Annotated in this window: 16 protein-coding genes; 5 read left to right on the top strand and 11 right to left on the bottom strand. The window is 65.9% G+C overall.

What is annotated here, in order from left to right; genetic code table 11:
• Positions 1-22: 22 nt before the first annotated feature.
• Entirely contained in the window at positions 23-634 is a 612-nt protein-coding gene (locus HXX15_RS04205; protein WP_296512964.1) for a pyridoxamine 5'-phosphate oxidase family protein, read from the top strand.
• Positions 635-660: 26 nt separating this feature from the next.
• Here the strand turns inward: HXX15_RS04205 and HXX15_RS04200 are convergent, their stop codons facing one another.
• A complete protein-coding gene (locus tag HXX15_RS04200; protein ID WP_296512962.1) occupies positions 661-1,518 on the bottom strand; it encodes a VOC family protein in 858 nt (285 codons plus the stop codon).
• 108 nt (positions 1,519-1,626) lie between these two features.
• Between HXX15_RS04200 and HXX15_RS04195 the strand changes: the two genes are divergently transcribed.
• Positions 1,627-2,928: an FAD-dependent oxidoreductase gene (locus HXX15_RS04195; RefSeq protein WP_296512960.1), complete on the top strand. Its 1,302-nt coding sequence runs from the start codon at positions 1,627-1,629 to the stop codon at positions 2,926-2,928.
• 73 nt (positions 2,929-3,001) lie between these two features.
• The gene (locus tag HXX15_RS04190; protein ID WP_296512958.1) at positions 3,002-3,271 is read left to right on the top strand and encodes a hypothetical protein; all 270 of its coding nucleotides are present in this window, start codon (positions 3,002-3,004) and stop codon (positions 3,269-3,271) included.
• An 18-nt stretch (positions 3,272-3,289) separates the two neighbouring features.
• On the opposite strand, the gene HXX15_RS04185 is transcribed toward HXX15_RS04190, so the two are convergent.
• From HXX15_RS04185 to HXX15_RS04150, 8 genes are all read right to left on the bottom strand, one after another.
• Positions 3,290-4,912, bottom strand: a complete 1,623-nt coding sequence (locus HXX15_RS04185; RefSeq protein WP_296512955.1) for an ABC transporter ATP-binding protein — start codon at positions 4,910-4,912, stop codon at positions 3,290-3,292.
• Complete coding sequence (locus tag HXX15_RS04180) at positions 4,909-5,739, bottom strand: ABC transporter permease (RefSeq protein ID WP_296512953.1); 831 nt, start codon at positions 5,737-5,739, stop codon at positions 4,909-4,911. Before HXX15_RS04180 ends, HXX15_RS04185 begins: the two co-directional genes overlap by 4 nt.
• Before the next feature lie 4 nt (positions 5,740-5,743).
• The gene (locus tag HXX15_RS04175; RefSeq protein ID WP_296512951.1) at positions 5,744-6,721 is read right to left on the bottom strand and encodes an ABC transporter permease; all 978 of its coding nucleotides are present in this window, start codon (positions 6,719-6,721) and stop codon (positions 5,744-5,746) included.
• A 24-nt stretch (positions 6,722-6,745) separates the two neighbouring features.
• Positions 6,746-8,362, bottom strand: coding sequence for an ABC transporter substrate-binding protein (locus HXX15_RS04170; RefSeq protein WP_296512949.1), 1,617 nt, complete (start codon positions 8,360-8,362; stop codon positions 6,746-6,748).
• A gap of 225 nt (positions 8,363-8,587) precedes the next feature.
• A complete protein-coding gene (gene ccoG / locus HXX15_RS04165) occupies positions 8,588-10,036 on the bottom strand; it encodes a cytochrome c oxidase accessory protein CcoG (RefSeq protein ID WP_296512947.1) in 1,449 nt (482 codons plus the stop codon).
• A gap of 24 nt (positions 10,037-10,060) precedes the next feature.
• Entirely contained in the window at positions 10,061-10,261 is a 201-nt protein-coding gene (locus HXX15_RS04160) for a hypothetical protein (protein WP_296512944.1), read from the bottom strand.
• A gap of 45 nt (positions 10,262-10,306) precedes the next feature.
• Entirely contained in the window at positions 10,307-10,924 is a 618-nt protein-coding gene (locus HXX15_RS04155; protein WP_296512942.1) for a YeeE/YedE thiosulfate transporter family protein, read from the bottom strand.
• A 15-nt stretch (positions 10,925-10,939) separates the two neighbouring features.
• A complete protein-coding gene (locus HXX15_RS04150) occupies positions 10,940-11,461 on the bottom strand; it encodes a YeeE/YedE thiosulfate transporter family protein (RefSeq protein ID WP_296512940.1) in 522 nt (173 codons plus the stop codon).
• A gap of 287 nt (positions 11,462-11,748) precedes the next feature.
• Between HXX15_RS04150 and HXX15_RS04145 the strand changes: the two genes are divergently transcribed.
• Positions 11,749-12,804 (top strand): YeeE/YedE family protein, encoded by a 1,056-nt coding sequence (locus HXX15_RS04145; protein WP_296512938.1) that lies wholly within the window; start codon positions 11,749-11,751, stop codon positions 12,802-12,804.
• Between the two features lie 151 nt (positions 12,805-12,955).
• Positions 12,956-13,354: a DsrE family protein gene (locus HXX15_RS04140; RefSeq protein WP_296514814.1), complete on the top strand. Its 399-nt coding sequence runs from the start codon at positions 12,956-12,958 to the stop codon at positions 13,352-13,354.
• A 132-nt stretch (positions 13,355-13,486) separates the two neighbouring features.
• On the opposite strand, the gene HXX15_RS04135 is transcribed toward HXX15_RS04140, so the two are convergent.
• Positions 13,487-14,596: a YeeE/YedE family protein gene (locus HXX15_RS04135; protein ID WP_296512936.1), complete on the bottom strand. Its 1,110-nt coding sequence runs from the start codon at positions 14,594-14,596 to the stop codon at positions 13,487-13,489.
• A 76-nt stretch (positions 14,597-14,672) separates the two neighbouring features.
• Positions 14,673-15,053, bottom strand: coding sequence for a metalloregulator ArsR/SmtB family transcription factor (locus tag HXX15_RS04130; RefSeq protein ID WP_296512933.1), 381 nt, complete (start codon positions 15,051-15,053; stop codon positions 14,673-14,675).

Below are 15,053 nucleotides of genomic sequence, written 5' to 3'. Positions count from 1 at the left end.
GGGGATTTTCAGGAGATAGCCGATGTCGATGATCACCACGATCGAGCAGCTCGAGGCCCTCTACGGAATTCCGAACGAGGCCTCCACCGTCAAGGTCGCGACCCGGATCACGCCGCACTATCGCCGGCTGATCGAAGCCTCGCCGTTCCTGGCGCTGGCGAGCTGCGGTCCCGAGGGACTGGATTGCTCGCCGCGCGGTGATCAGGCCGGCGTCGTCCGCATCCACGACGATACCACGCTGATGATCCCGGATCGCCGCGGCAATAACCGCATCGACACGCTACGCAACATCGTGCGCGACCTGCGTATCGCGCTGATGCTGCTGATCCCCGGATCGGGCACCACGCTGCGGATCAATGGCCGCGCGCAGGTCTCGATCGATCCGGAGCTGCTGGCGTCGTTCGCGACCGAGGGCAAGCCGCCGCGTTCGGTGATCGTGATGCACGTCGAGCAGATCTACTTCCAATGCGCCCGCGCCGTCGTCCGTTCCGAGCTGTGGAATCCCGACACCCGCGTAGATCCTTTGAGCCTACCGACGCCGGGGCAGATTCTCGCCGAGATGAGCGAGAACCGCGTCGGCGGCGAGGACTACGACAGTGCGTGGCCGGAACGGGCGCGACAATCGCTCTGGTAGGCGAAAGCGATCGTGGAAAGCGCGCGTCAGTCGGCCACGAAGGCGAGTAGCACGCCGTTGCCGGCCGCGGGCGGCACCGCGACGCCATTGCCAACTCGCACCCCGACAGCACCGACCGCCTGCGCTGCCGCGGCCGGATCGCTGACGCCGAGCACCAGGCCGGCGCCGCCGCGTTCCGGCAACCCGTCGAGCGATACGCCCGGATATTGCTGGCCGAGCAGCTCGCGGGTCATGAAGACGAACTCGGCGCGATCCGAGCCCGATGGCACGATCACGCTGCCGTCCGGCTGTCCGTCCAGCTCGCCATCGATCAGCCGCCACAGATGCCGGGCGTCGCTGACCGGATTGGGCGACACGATGAGCACGCGCTTCAGCCGCGTGACGGTGTTGGCGTGATTCTGCAATTCGGGAATCCACACCGCGTCGCGGGTGCGATGCTGGCAGGCGAAAATCCGCAAGCCGGCCGGCGCTTCGGTGACGGGCCATTGGAAGATGCTGAATTTGGCTTCGCTTTGTCCGCCGTTCGGCAGCGTCACCGGGCGTCCGAAATCGATCGGGCCGATTGCGGCCCAGCCGAGTTCGCGGACCTCCTTGGCGCCGGCGGCGGCATCGGTGGCGGTGAAGGCAATGCGTTCGATGCCCTCGCCGCGTTCGGCGAGAAACGCCCGGCTCGGAGCATTGTGTTCTGTTTCGACGAGGATTCCGAGAAGTTCTATGTAGTCGTCGCCGAACATGATGGTGTAGTTGCCCGACCCCAGCAGGGCGCTGTGGGTGCCGCGCGGCGACACCGTGAAGCCGAGCCGCTTCCAGTTCGCCGCGGCCTGGTCCAGATCCTTGACCACGATGACGGCGTGATCGATACCGATGATGTTTTCGAGCGCCACGCTTTCACGATCCTTCAAGTTTCGACATATTGACCTAAGCAGAACGATCTGGCGCCCGCAAGCCGGCTGCGGCGGCGCAACTTCCGACACGCATGAGGAATTCGACGAATGGAGATCGCAGAAGTTCGCTGGCCGGATTCGCTGTGGGCGGCGGTGACGCCGCCGGGGCCAGAGCTGGCGGCGCTGGCCGGCGCGACCGAGGCCGACGTGGTGGTGATCGGCGCCGGCTTTACCGGTCTTTCAACTGCGCTGCATTTGCGAGAAGCCGGTATCGATGTCGCCGTCGTCGAGGCCGCCGAGCCCGGTTGGGGCGCGTCCGGGCGCAACAACGGCCAGGTGATCCCGACGCTGTCGCGGCCCGATCCGGACGACATCGTCGCCAAATACGGCAGCGCCGGCGAACGCTTCGTCGCACTGCTGCGCGACAGCGCCTCGATCCTGTTCGACATCGCGCGCCGCCACAACATCGAGGCGGAAGCCGAACAGGCCGGCTGGGTGCAGCCGGTGCATTCGCCCGGACGGATCAAGATCGCCGAACGCCGGGTGCGGCAGTGGTCGAAATTCGGCGCGCCGGTCGAGCTGCTGTCGCGCGAGCAGACTCGGGACATGCTGGGGTCGGATGCGTGGTACGGCGGGTTCTGGAACCGGACCGGCGGACACATCAACCCGCTGGCGCTGGCGCGCGGGTTGGCGCGCACGGTGCTGGCGCACGGCGGCCGGATTTACGCGCGCTCGCCGGTGACCAACTTCGCGCGGGTGAACGGGCGGTGGATCGTCAAGACGCCGGAGGGTCAGATCAGCGCCCGCGCGCTGGTCGTCGCCAGCAATGCCTATACGGGGGAGTTTTCCAAGACGCTGGCGCCCGCGATCGCGGCCGAAGTGATGCCGGTGCGGTCGTGGCAGATGGCGACGCAGCCATTGTCCGACAATGTCCGGCGCAGCATCATCCCCGGCCGGCAGGCGATGTCCGACACCCATGGCGAGCTGTATTTCGGGCGGTTCGATGCACGCAACCGCTTCGTCACCGGCGGCGCGATCATCCGTCCGGTCGGTCGGGAGGCAGCGCTGAAGAGCCGGGTTTCGGAACGGCTGCAGCGGCTGTGGCCGCAGATCGGCGAGGTCAAGTTCGACTACGTCTGGAACGGCTATATCGGCATGACCGCCGATTTCATGCCGCATATCCACAAGCTGGGTCCGGATGCCTATGGCTGGACCGGCTGCAACGGCCGCGCGGTGGCGCTGTCGATCGCGATCGGCGATGAATTGTCGAAGGCAGTCCGCGGCCAGTCGGCCAATGACCTGGCGCTACCGTTCAGCGAACCGACCCCGATCGTCGGCCATGCGTGGCTGCGTCCGTTCACGCCGCTGATGCTGATGCTGTACCGGCGCCGCGACGCGCGGGAAATTTGACACGGGATGTTCGCTGCGCTCGGATCGGGCTATGCTGCTCCGACCACCGGCATTCGAGGAATGGCAATCAGACATGAGCGATCTGGACAATGCGAGCAAAGTCCTCGATGCCTTGAAGGCCGCCGAACCGGAACCACCGCAGACAGCCTTGCCGATGCTGAACAGCCTCGCCAAGTTGGTCCAGGGCGATCCCGATCAGCCGATCGAGGTCCAGGAGGCGCGCGCCGATGCTTTCATGGCGATCTGCGAAGTCGGCAAGGCGCTGCATCGCAAGCAACCCACCGACCAGCTATGGGGCCCGGCCATCGATGCGGTTGAAAAGTGGAAGTCGCTGGCGCGGTGAAAAACGAGTAGCGGGCGACTACGCCAGGCTGTGCTCACGGGCGAAGTCGCCGCCGGGAATCGAGGCCAGCAGCGCCCTGGTGTAGGGATGCTGCGGGTTGCCGAAGACCTCGCCGGCCAACCCATGCTCCACCACCTCGCCGTTCTTCATCACCGCGACCAGGTCGCAGATCTGCGCCGCGACGCGCAGATCGTGAGTGATGAAGATGATCGACAGCCCGAGCCGCTCGCGCAGGTCGGCCAGTAGCTTCAGCACTTGGGCCTGCACCGAGACGTCGAGCGCCGACACCGCCTCGTCGGCGACCAGCACGTCGGGGTGCAGCGCCAGCGCCCGCGCCAGGCCAATGCGCTGGCGCTGGCCGCCGGAGAATTCGTGCGGATAGCGGTCGCCCGCCGCCGGATCGAGTCCGACCAGCGCGAATAGCTCGCGGGCTTCGGCGAGTGCCTGATCGCGCGGCGTGCCGTGAATGATCGGGCCTTGCGCCACCAGTTCCTCAGCCTTGCGGCGCGGATTGAGTGAGCCGAACGGATCCTGAAACACCATCTGCATATGGCGAGTTTGCCGGCGGACATCTTCCTTCGGCATCCTGGCCCAGTCGGCGCCGTCGAGCAGGATCGAGCCGGCATCGGGATCGATCAGCCGGATGATGCAGCGCGCCAGCGTCGATTTGCCGGAGCCGGATTCGCCGACGATGCCAAGAGTGGCGCCCCGCGGCAATTTCAGCGAGACCGCTTTCACCGCCTCGGTGACGCGCGCGCCGCGGCCCAGAAATCCGCCGGTGCGGTAGGTCTTCGAGACATTGTCGATGGTCAGGATGATATCGTCGGACAGCAGGCGCGGCGGCGGCGCAGTCAGCGGCGGCACCGCCGCGATCAACTCCCTGGTGTAGGGATGCTGCGGGTTGTTGAGCACCGCGCTGGTCGTGCCCTGTTCGACGATGACGCCGTGCTGCATCACCGCGACCCGGTCGGCGATCTCCGCGACCACGCCGAAATCATGGGTGATGAACAGCACCGCGGTCTTCTTGCGGCTCTGCAATTCGCGGATCAGGGTCAGGATCTGCGCCTGGGTGGTGACGTCGAGCGCGGTGGTCGGCTCGTCGGCGATCAATAGCCGCGGGTCGAGCGCCAGCGCCATCGCGATCATCGCGCGCTGCCGCTGGCCGCCCGACAGTTCGTGCGGATAGGCCTGCGCGGCGGCCTTCGGATCGGCAATCCGGACGTCGTCGAGCAGCGCCAGCACGCGGGCGCGGATGTCCTTCTTCGACAGATTGTTGTGGATCGCGAACATTTCGCCGATCTGGTCGCCAATGCTGCGCAGCGGATTGAGCGCGGTCATCGGCTCCTGGAACACCATGGCGATGCCGGCGCCGCGCACCTTGCGCATCTCCGCGGCGCTGGCGGAGGCCAGGTCGCGACCCTCGAACATCACCCGTCCGCCGTCGATGTCAACGCCGCCGGGCAGCAGCCGCATCACCGCATTGGCCATGATCGACTTGCCGGAGCCGGATTCGCCGACCACGCAGAGGATTTCGTTGGCCGCGACCGACAGCGAGGCGCCGGACACCGCATGGCTGCGATCGGCGCCGGCGGGTAGCCGCACGCTGAGCTGGTCGAGCGTCAGGATCGCGATGTCGGTCATCGCGCTTTCAGCCTTGGATTCAAAGCGTCGTTCAGCCCCTGTCCGACCAGCGACACCGCCAGTACGGTGAACAGGATCGCAAGTCCCGGAATTGCCGAAACGTACCACTGCACCCGCAGCACATCGCGGCCGAGTCCGATCAGATTGCCCCACGACGCCACGTTGGGATCCGACAGATGCAGAAACGCCAGCGCGCTTTCCAGCAGGATCGCCACCGCCATCACCACGCTGGCATAGACGATGACGGGCGGCAGCGCGTTGGGCAGGATCTCGCCGAGGATCAGCTGAACGTCCTTCATGCCCAGCGTGCGTCCGGCCTGGACGAATTCGCGGTTGCGCAGGCTGAGGAATTCGGCGCGGGTCAGCCGCGCCGGCGCCGGCCACGACACCACCCCGACCGCGATGGTGACGGTGGTCAGGGTCGAGCCGAACACCGCGACCAGCACCAGCAGCAGCACGAAATTCGGCAGGGTCTGGAACGCCTCGGTGACGCGCATCAGCACGTTGTCAATCCAGCCACCGTAATAGCCCGCGAAAGCGCCGATCATGATCCCGATCGCGATCGCGATCGCGGTCGCGGCGCCGCCGATCAAGAGCGAGATCCGCGCGCCGTAAAAGATCTGCGCGGCGATGTCGCGGCCGGAATTGTCGGTGCCGAGCAGAAAGCGCGGGTTGGAGAACGGCCAGATCAGCGGCCGGCCGGCCAGCGCCAGCGGATCGCGCGGATACAACCAGCCGGCGCTAATCGCCATGCCGATCACGATCAGCAACAGCACCAGGCCGATCACGGCGGCGGGGCTGCGGAAATAGCGGCGGATCGCGGCCATCGGCTCAACCTTCCGCGCTGATGCGCGGATCGAGCCGCGCGTAGAGCAGGTCGACCAGGAAATTCACCGCGATCACCAGCAGCGCCGAGACGAACACGATGCCGAGCAGGGTGTTGAGGTCGCGCTGCACCACCGATTCATAGGCCAGCCGTCCGAGCCCCGGCAGCGAGAACACGCTTTCCACCACCACCGAACCGCCCAGCATGGTGCCGGCCTGCAGCCCGATCAGCGTCACCATCGGCAGCAGCGCGTTGCGCAGCACGTGGCGGATCACCACGCGGGTCTCGTCGAGGCCCTTGGCGCGCGCGGTGCGGACGAAATCGAGATTCAGCACCTCGAGCATCGAGGCACGCATGATCCGCAGATAGATCGCGAGAAAAATCAGCCCGAGCGTCAGGGTCGGCAGCACCAGATGTCGCGCGATGTCGAGCGTCCGCCCCAGCCCGGACTGGGTGGCGCCGATATCCTCGAAGCCGCCGGCCGGCAGCCATTGCAGGTAGATCGAAAACACCATGATGGCCATCAGGCCGAACCAGAACGACGGCGTGGCGTAGAAGATCAGCCCGACGGTGGAGATCAGCGTGTCCGGCCATTTGTTGACGCCGCGCGCGGCGATCACGCCGAGCACCAGTCCGGCGAAGAATGCGAACGACAGCGATGCGGTCATCAGCAGGATGGTCGGCGGCAGCCGTTCCAGGATCACGGTGGTGACCGGCTTGCCATAGATCGCCGAGTAGCCGAGGTCGAGCCGGACCAGCCGCCACAGATAGTTGCCGAGTTGCACCGGAACCGACAGATCGAGGCCGTAGAACTTCCGCAGCGTCCGCGCGGTCGCGGCGTCGCCACCGCCCATCTGCGCCATCATCGCATCGACGGTGTCGCCCGGTGCGAATTGCAACAGCAGGAACACGCCGATCAGGATCAGGAACAGGGTCGGAATCGAGGCGGCGAGCCGCCGCCCCGCGAGGCTCAAGATGCGCATCAAATCATCTTGTCGGAATTCGCGCTATTCGGCCAGCCATAGATCGTGCCAGGTCGAGGACCCCCAGCGCGGCGTATTGGAGTGGTTGCGCGCCTTGGCGCTGATCACCGTGACGAAGATCTGCTCGATCGGCATCCAGATCGGCAGTTCGGTGTTCGCCCGGGTGACGAAATCGGCGTACAGCGCCTTGCGCTTGACCGGATCGATTTCAGTCGCGGCGTCGTCGATGATCTTGTCGATCGCCGGGGCTTCCCAGCCCCACTGGTTGGTCCACGGCGCGCCGGCGGGCTGGCCGGAGCGATACCACACCGTGGTCGAGACCGCCGGATCGTTGCGGTACTGATGCCAGCCGGTGGCGAGGTCGAAGGCATGATCGCTATAGACCTGCTTGAGGAAACCGCCGCCGTCGTTGCGGACGATTTCGACCTGGATGCCGACATCCGACAGCGATTGCTGGATGAAGGTCGCCCACAGCGAGATGTCCTCGCCCCACGGCGCCGGCAACAGCCGCAGCGCGAAACGATTGCCGCCGGCTTCGCGCTTGAAGCCGGCCTCGTCGAGCAGGGCGTTGGCCTTGGCCTTGTCGTAGGGATATTGCGGCGTGTTGGCGCCGGGGTAGAAATCCGTCGAGGTCGACGGGATCGGCCCGGTACCGAGCTTGGCGAAATCACCGAGGAAATTCTCGATGAAGAACGGCACGTTGATGGCGTGGGCGATGGCGCGCCGGACCTTGATGTCGGCGAGCTCCTTGCGGCGGAAGTTGAACTCGATGGTGTTGGTGCGGGCGTTGCCCTCGTTGCCCTTGGTCGAAACGACGAAGCGCTTGTCCTTGCCGAGCCGCGCCATGTCGGAGATCGTCAATCCCGAAAACGGGCTGTAGTGCAATTCGCCGGCTTCGAGCTGGGCGGCGGCGGCGGCGCGGTCGGTGATCACCCGCCAGACGATGCGGTCGAGATAGGGCGCGTTGGGGCGCCAGTAGTTCTCGTTGCGGTCGGCGATGATGTATTGGCCGCGCTCGTATTTGTTGAACTTGAACGGGCCGGTGCCGACCGGCGCCAGATTGGCCGGGTTCTGCCGGATGTCGCCGGTCTCGTAGATGTGCTTCGCCGAGATGTAGCCGAGGTCCGGCAAGGCGCGCAGCAACAGGTTGAGCGGCATCGGTCGCTCGTAGCGGAACACCGCGGTGTGCGGATCGGGGGTGTCGACCGCGGTGAGGAACAGCTGCAGCGTCGAGCCGTAATTGAGGATCTTCTTCCACATGTTCAGCGCGGTGAACGCGACGTCGTCCGAGGTGAACGGCTTGCCGTCGTGCCAGGTCACGCCCTGGCGCAGCCGGAAGGTGATGGTCTTGCCGTCGGGCGAGGATTCCCAGCTCTCGGCCAGTACGCCGACCGGATTGCCGGCGGCGTCGAGATCGACCAGCGGCTCTTGGATCTTGCCGCCGATGATGTAGACGCCGGTGGAGGCCTGCAGGCTGGGGTTGAGCTGGCGTTGCTCGGCGCCGTAGTGGACGTTGAACACGCCGCCCTTGCGCGGGGTCTCCGCGGCGAAGGCGCGCAGCGGGTTCAGCACGTTGGCGGCGATGGCGGCCGATGTCAGCAGGGCGGTGCGGCGGTTGATCTCCAGACGCGAAAATTCCATGACTTCTCCTGACCGATACTCGGCGTTCAACTCGTCGGAACTGAACGATACGCCAAAGCCGGCAGGCGAGCTATTTTCAATTTTGCATCAGGCGTGGCAATTTCTTGTGCGGGCGAGCGGCGCGGCGCGCCGCATCGCCTGCCGGATGCTGCCCCGGTTGTGTCGGACTTTGCCCGACCCGCCGGGGTTGCGGGAGTCGCGCGTTGTGCGGCGCGGCCGCCGCGCTCACTGACCGCTGCGCGCCGGCGGCACGAAGTGGTCCTTCTCGCTCGCGATCTGTCCGGTCGCCAGATCCTTGGCCTGGATCGTGATGTCGGTGGGCGCCGCGGGAACCATGGTGCCCGGCACCAGCACCGAGATCCGGACCTCCCTGGTCTGATCCTGCCCGACCTCGATCGTCAGTTGGCCGGACTCGCGTTGCGGGATGCCGGCGGCCTGCACATGCGCGCCCGGAAGCCCGGTCACCCCGATCTCGAACGAGCGGGCAATGTCGCTCTTGTTGAGAAGCCGCAAGGTGTAGTCGTTGCGAACGCCGCCGTCGGACAGCGTCACGAACAGCGGATTGCGCTCGTGCAGCACGTTGATGCCGATCGCGCTTCGCGTCGCCAGCGCGTAGATCATGATTGATCCGGCGATCGCGATCACCGCGGCATAGAGCAGCGTGCGCGCCCGGATCGGGCGAAACACCGGCGGCTTGCCGGCCAGCCGGCGCTCGGCGTTGATATCGGTGTCGTAGGCGATCAGCCCGGCCGGGCGGCCGACCTGCTGCATCACGCTGTCGCAAGCGTCGATACACAAGCCGCACTGGATGCAGCCGAGCTGAATGCCGTCACGAATGTCAACGCCGGTCGGGCAGACATTGATGCACTGATGACAATCGATGCAGTCGCCGGCGGCCTGGTCATGCTGGCGTAGCTGCTCGGCCTTCTTGACCGACATCCGCGGTTCGCCGCGGTCCTTGCGATAGGTGACGTTGAGCGCCCACTCGTCGGTGAGCGCGGCCTGAATCCGCGGCCAAGGGCACATATAGATGCAGACCTGCTCGCGGGCGTGGCCGGCGAACAGATAGGTGGTGGCGGTCAGGATGCCGATCCACACATAGGCGACCATCGGCGCCTGGAAGGTGAGCAGTTCCTTGACCAGAGTTGGCGCATCGGCGAAGTACAGCACCCAGGCGCCGCCGGTCCACCATGCGATCAGGATCCACAGCACGTTCTTGGTGACGATCTGGCGGACGTGGGTGAAGGTGAGGCCCTGCTTGTCCTTCAGCATGCGCTCGCGGCGGTCGCCCTCGACCCAGCGTTCGACCGCGTAGAACAGATCGGTCCACACCGTCTGCGGGCACAGATAGCCGCACCAGATCCGGCCGGCCAGCGCGTTCATCAGAAACAGCACCATCGCGGCAATGATCAACAGGCCGGTGAAGTAATAGACCTCCTGCGGCCACAGCTCGATGAAGAAGAAATAGAACCGGCGGTGCGGCAGATCCAGCAGCACCGCCTGGCCCGGCAGTCCCGGCCCGCGATCCCAGCGCACGAACGGCAGCAGGTAGTAGATCGACAGCGTGACGATCAGCAGCGTCCATTTGATCCGCCGGAACCGGCCATGGACGGCCTGCGGATAGACCTTGGTTCGAGGGGCGTAGAGCGGCCCCTCGATATTTGTTTCTTTCATTGGGTGACGACGCTGCTCTGGGAACTATCCGACGGACGGGCGGGCGATCTTCCTGGCGATCAGAAACGACAGCGGGATCGCGACCACGAACCCGCAGATCACCGCGCGGGGCACCAGACGCATCGCATCGGCGGCGAGGTCCGGGACGGCGAGAACGGCGATCATGGCGGCGCCCGCAAGCGAGGCGCCGAGAACGATCCACACCAGAACGGCAACTTTCAACATAGCTTCTTCCTTTACACTTCTCTTGCCGCGCGGGCCAGCCGGCTGCTATTCCGCTGGAACCATCCGACCCTTGAATTGCGACGCCGACGGGGTGTCCCCGTCGACATTCGCGCCGAGATCCTTGCGCCATGACCGCGCCCGCTCCATCAGCGCGAGCACGACGACCAGAATCGCCGCCAGGCCGATGGCGCCCTGCCAGTACGGGATGCCGATCAGGTCGGTGAAGATCAACTTCGGACCACTACCGATCAGCGTCTTTGCGAGCCACGGCTGCGCGTAGGAAAACGCCACCGCACCGCAGAGTCCGCCGATCAGGGTAAAGATCGCGTCGCGATAGCCGACGCCGATCTGCGCCAGCGTGGTGCCGGGACAGGCGCCCGCCAGCGCGATGCCGGCACCGAGCAGCAGCCCGCCGACCACATCGGCAGCATAGAGCGCGGCCTTCGGCTGCAACTTGACGAAGCCGAAGCCGTTCAGCGCGGCGAGTACCACCGCGCCGGTCGCCACCGCGGTCAGAAACACCTTCAGCATGATGAAATTGCGCATCTGCATCTGGCCGACGATCATGCCGGGCTCGAACACCCGGGATTTCTCTAGCGCGAAGCCGAACACGATTCCCATCAGCAACCCGACGGCAATGGCCATGGCGATTGAACCCATCATGATCGTATCTCCCGATTAAATTCGACGCAGCAGAAGCATGGCGGTGACGATGCCTCCGGCGAACATCGCGGCCACCGCCACGGTCGAGCCGACCGACAATTGCGCCATGCCGGAGAGGCCGTGGCCGCTGGTGCAGCCATCGGCGATCCGCGCGCCGAACAGCATCAGGAAGCCGGCGACGAAGGCGACCGCATACCGCAATGCGGACGACGAGGAGCCGAGCGCGCGGCTCCAGATCGGCGAGATCGGCTGCCGGCGCGCGCCGGACATCTTCATCGAAATGAAGGCGCCGATGCCGACGCCGACCACCAGCGCGACCTGCCACAGGTTCTTGGCGGTGGCGTCGACATGCTTGGCGGCATAGTCGATCTGCAGCAGCGATGGATCGAGCAGGCTCGCGACCGCGTCGCCGACCGTGACAAAGGACGACGACGCGCCCAGCGCGGTCTGGATGATCAGGAAGGCCGGAATCTGCAATAGGCCAATCAGCACGCCGGCCACGTAGGGCGACCAGGCCTTATCGGATAGCGACGGCATATCTTACCTCGCAAACATTTGAATATATATAAATGATAGATGGGCAGTCCGGACCTGGGCTTGATCTAGATCAACCTGAGCGCGCGGCGGGCAGCCCGTTTTTGCGCTCCGGCGACGAGGGATTTCTTGCCGAAATCCGTTCCGTCGCAGCAAATTCGACTTCGCCGCAGCCGCGCGACAGCGGCTTTCTCCTTAATTTCCGGGCCTTATTTACCTCGCGCGGGGTCGCACGTATCTCTCGGTCAGATCCGCTGACGTTGTCAGCCGTGTCCCCGAGGATTTGCACCATGGCGCTGCCCGAAACTCCGGTTCTCCTGGGATTTGCCATCGGCGCCGCGCTCGGCGTGGTCGGCCTGCTCAGCGGCTTCTGCCTGATGAGCGGCCTGCGCGAGTGGTGGAATGCCGATGACGGCAGCAAGATTCGTAGCTACGCAGTGGCCCTGGCGGTTGCGATCGCCGGCGCGCAATTGCTGGCGGGTTTCGGCCTCGTCGAGATCGGCAAGTCGCTGTATCTGCTGCCGTCGTTCTCGGCGCCGCTGATTTTTGCCGGCGGATTGCTGTTCGGCATCGGCATGGTACTGGCGAATGGCTGCGCGTCGCGCGCGCTGGTGCTGCTCGGCAAGGGCAATCTGCGCTCGCTGGTGGTGCTGGTGATCATCGGCGTCGCGGCGCAGATGACGCTGAAGGGATTGCTGGCGCCGGCGCGGCTGGCGATCATGCAATGGACCCAAGTCACGCCGGCTTCGGTTTCGGTCCCGGCGCTGTTGAGTTCGATCGGGATCGGCGACGAACTCGCCCGCATCGCCGCGACGCTGACCGCCAGCGGCGCACTGCTGCTGTTCGCATTTTCGGACCGCTCGTTTCGCCGCAGCACTGGCCAGATCGCCGCTGGCGTCGCGGTCGGCCTGCTAGTCACTGCCGGCTGGTTGAGCACCGGCTGGCTCGGCGTCGACGAATTCAATCCGATTCCGGTGACCTCGCTGACCTTCATCTCGCCGATCGCCGACACCCTGCAATACGTCATGCTGTCGACCGGGCTGTCGCTGAATTTCGGCATCGCGGTGGTGCTCGGCGTGTTGACCGGCAGCATCGCCACCGCGCTGCTGACCGGGCGCTTCCAGGTCGAGGGCTACAGCTCGGCCAGCCAGATGTCGCGCTCGATCCTCGGCGCAGCGCTGATGGGAGCTGGCGGCGCGATGGCCTATGGCTGTTCGGTCGGCCAGGGCCTCACCGGACTGTCGACGCTGGCGATCCCGTCGTTTATCGCGGTTGCGGGGATTCTGTCCGGCGCCGCGCTCGGCCTTCGCGGCCGCGTGGCGATGCCGGCGCTGGCCGCGCGATAGGCCGCTTCAGACCACAGTTGGCGAGCGGCGCAACGCGCGGGTGACTCGCGCTGCGCTGGCGGCTACGCTGCGTCAAACAACATCCGGGAGGCTTGCGATGAAATCATGGTTCTGTGCGATTGCGAGTACGTTGCTGCTGGCAGCGACCGCGATGCCGGGCCTCGCGGCCGACGCCAAACAGCATCGCGTCGCGATCCAGGTCGATCAGAACGACCCGGCGGTGATGAATCTGGCGCTGAACAACGCCACCAACATTATGGAGCAGTACAAGGCCAAGGGCGAAGAGGTTCAGGTCGAGATCGTGACCTATGGCCCCGGCCTGCACATGCTGCGCGCCGACACCTCGCCGGTGCAGGACCGCATCAAACAGATCGCGCAGGCCAGCTTTCCCTCCAGCATCAAGTTCTCCGCCTGCGGCAATACCAAGGAAGGCATGGAGAAGCGCGAAGGCAAGGCGATCAGTATCGTCTCGGAGGCCGAAGTCGTGCCGTCCGGCGCGGTGCGGCTGATGGAGCTGCAGGAACAGGGCTGGAGCTACCTGAAGCCGTAAGCCCAGCCTTCGTCATTGCGAGCGAAGCGAAGCAATCCAGAGCTTCCGGCACGACGCTGCTGGATTGCTTCGTCGCTTCGCTACTCGCAATGACGACGTTGAGCGCCTCATTCTCTGACTATTCAGCCAACCCTATTCCGACGGCTGATTGCCGCCGCGCAGGCTGATCCAGCCGCGATGCAGCAGGTCGGCGGGCGAGCCGTCGACCAGTACCGCGATCCCCAATCGTGCGCCGAGGATCATGCCGCCGGCCGCCAGTGGCCACGACAGCGCCAGCAGCGAGCCGGCGGTGATGCCCTGACCGATGGTGCAGCCGCCGGTCAGAATGCCGCCGATGCCCATCAGCACCGCGCCGCCGAGGTGACGCCGCATCTCGTGGTCGTCGTCGAACGCTTCCCAGCGCAATTCGGCCGCGTGCTGCGCCGCGAGCCATGATCCGGCGACCACGCCGAACACCGTGCCGACGCCGAAATCGGCGAAGTTCGCCGCACTCAGCAGCCCGGCATAGAGCGCCTTGCCGATGGTCGACACGAAGGTCAGGCTTTGCGGGCGCGCCGGGCCGGCGAATTCGTCGGCGAGCCACGAGGTTACGACCCAGCCCGCGACAATCAGCAGTCCGAGCGCGATGCCGGCCGACAGCAGCCGCGGCGCGCGCCGCAGCCGCCGGTCGCCCAACGCCGCCGCGCACAGGCCGACGCCGGCGATCGCGGCGATCGCGCCGCGCAGATCAACTCCGGAGGCGTGTTGCAGGACTGAGGCGAGGTCGGCGCGAACGCCGTCCGGCATCGCGAGCGCAGCGCTTTCCAGCACGGTGATGCGGAAGCCGGAAAACACCCCGCGCAGCGTCGCGTAGGCGGCGCCGCCGAGCACCAGAATCACCACCAGGCTGCGCAGATCGCCGGAACCGAGCCGCACCAGCGAGCCGAAGCCACAGGTGCCGACCATCGCCATGCCGATGCCAAACATCAGGCTGCCGATCGCGATCGACAGCAGCGGAATGGCCGGCGCGGTGTAGCTGGTCTGTTCGGGATCGAGCAGGCCGCCGATCACCAGCGCCTGGGTGCCGAGGATCGCGATCCCGAGCGCCAGCCCGAAAATCCGCAGGCGGCGGGTATCGCCGCCAATCAGCGCGTCTTCGATCGCGCCGAACGAACACAGCCTGGCACGACGGACGAAGAAGCCTGCCGCCGCCCCGATGCCGATGCCGGCCAGGGCGAGCAGCCAGGCAGAGGCGTTCTGCATGGCATTCCCTCGAACTCGCCGCAGGGTCTTGCCGCTTGTTTGCGCGGCCCTGTCGTCGTCTGCCGCGCGGGCAGGATTACTTCTTTGCGTCGCCGGTTCTCGCGGAAGCGCAGAAGATATCATACACGACCGAGATCACCCGGCGCACGTCCTCATTGGCGAGACTATAGTAGATGGTCTTGCCGTCGCGCCTGGTATCGACCATGCCGTCGTAGCGCAGCCGCGCCAGTTGCTGCGACACCGCGGACTGCCGCAGCGACAGGATGTTTTCCAGCTCGGTCACCGAGCGCTCCCGTTCCGCCAGCAGGCACAGCAGCAGCAGCCGGTTTTCGTGCGACAGCGCCTTCAGGAAATTGCTGGCCTTGCGGGCCCGGCGCATCAGCAGGTCGAGCTCGGGCGAATATTCCGCGCCGTCCCGGAGTTCGGTCTCGATGTCGGGTTCTAGGATCGATGCCAT

This window comes from Rhodopseudomonas sp., from assembly GCF_013377015.1.
Lineage (GTDB): Bacteria > Pseudomonadota > Alphaproteobacteria > Rhizobiales > Xanthobacteraceae > JARJEH01.
Note: the sequence above shows the minus strand (reverse complement) of the source record. Positions and strands in the feature narration are given on the sequence as shown.

Bases quoted from the DNA above. Each gene is read 5' to 3' on its own strand.
- HXX15_RS04180 (WP_296512953.1), bottom strand. From the start codon at position 5,739: ATGGCCGCGATCCGCCGCTATTTCCGCAGCCCCGCCGCCGTGATCGGC.
- HXX15_RS04160 (WP_296512944.1), bottom strand. From the start codon at position 10,261: ATGTTGAAAGTTGCCGTTCTGGTGTGGATCGTTCTCGGCGCCTCGCTT.
- HXX15_RS04170 (WP_296512949.1), bottom strand. From the start codon at position 8,362: ATGGAATTTTCGCGTCTGGAGATCAACCGCCGCACCGCCCTGCTGACA.
- HXX15_RS04205 (WP_296512964.1), top strand. From the start codon at position 23: ATGTCGATGATCACCACGATCGAGCAGCTCGAGGCCCTCTACGGAATT.
- HXX15_RS04175 (WP_296512951.1), bottom strand. From the start codon at position 6,721: ATGCGCATCTTGAGCCTCGCGGGGCGGCGGCTCGCCGCCTCGATTCCG.
- HXX15_RS04155 (WP_296512942.1), bottom strand. From the start codon at position 10,924: ATGATGGGTTCAATCGCCATGGCCATTGCCGTCGGGTTGCTGATGGGA.
- HXX15_RS04145 (WP_296512938.1), top strand. From the start codon at position 11,749: ATGGCGCTGCCCGAAACTCCGGTTCTCCTGGGATTTGCCATCGGCGCC.
- HXX15_RS04150 (WP_296512940.1), bottom strand. From the start codon at position 11,461: ATGCCGTCGCTATCCGATAAGGCCTGGTCGCCCTACGTGGCCGGCGTG.
- ccoG (WP_296512947.1), bottom strand. From the start codon at position 10,036: ATGAAAGAAACAAATATCGAGGGGCCGCTCTACGCCCCTCGAACCAAG.
- HXX15_RS04185 (WP_296512955.1), bottom strand. From the start codon at position 4,912: ATGACCGACATCGCGATCCTGACGCTCGACCAGCTCAGCGTGCGGCTA.
- HXX15_RS04135 (WP_296512936.1), bottom strand. From the start codon at position 14,596: ATGCAGAACGCCTCTGCCTGGCTGCTCGCCCTGGCCGGCATCGGCATC.
- HXX15_RS04130 (WP_296512933.1), bottom strand. From the start codon at position 15,053: ATGGCATCGATCCTAGAACCCGACATCGAGACCGAACTCCGGGACGGC.
- HXX15_RS04190 (WP_296512958.1), top strand. From the start codon at position 3,002: ATGAGCGATCTGGACAATGCGAGCAAAGTCCTCGATGCCTTGAAGGCC.
- HXX15_RS04140 (WP_296514814.1), top strand. From the start codon at position 12,956: ATGCCGGGCCTCGCGGCCGACGCCAAACAGCATCGCGTCGCGATCCAG.
- HXX15_RS04195 (WP_296512960.1), top strand. From the start codon at position 1,627: ATGGAGATCGCAGAAGTTCGCTGGCCGGATTCGCTGTGGGCGGCGGTG.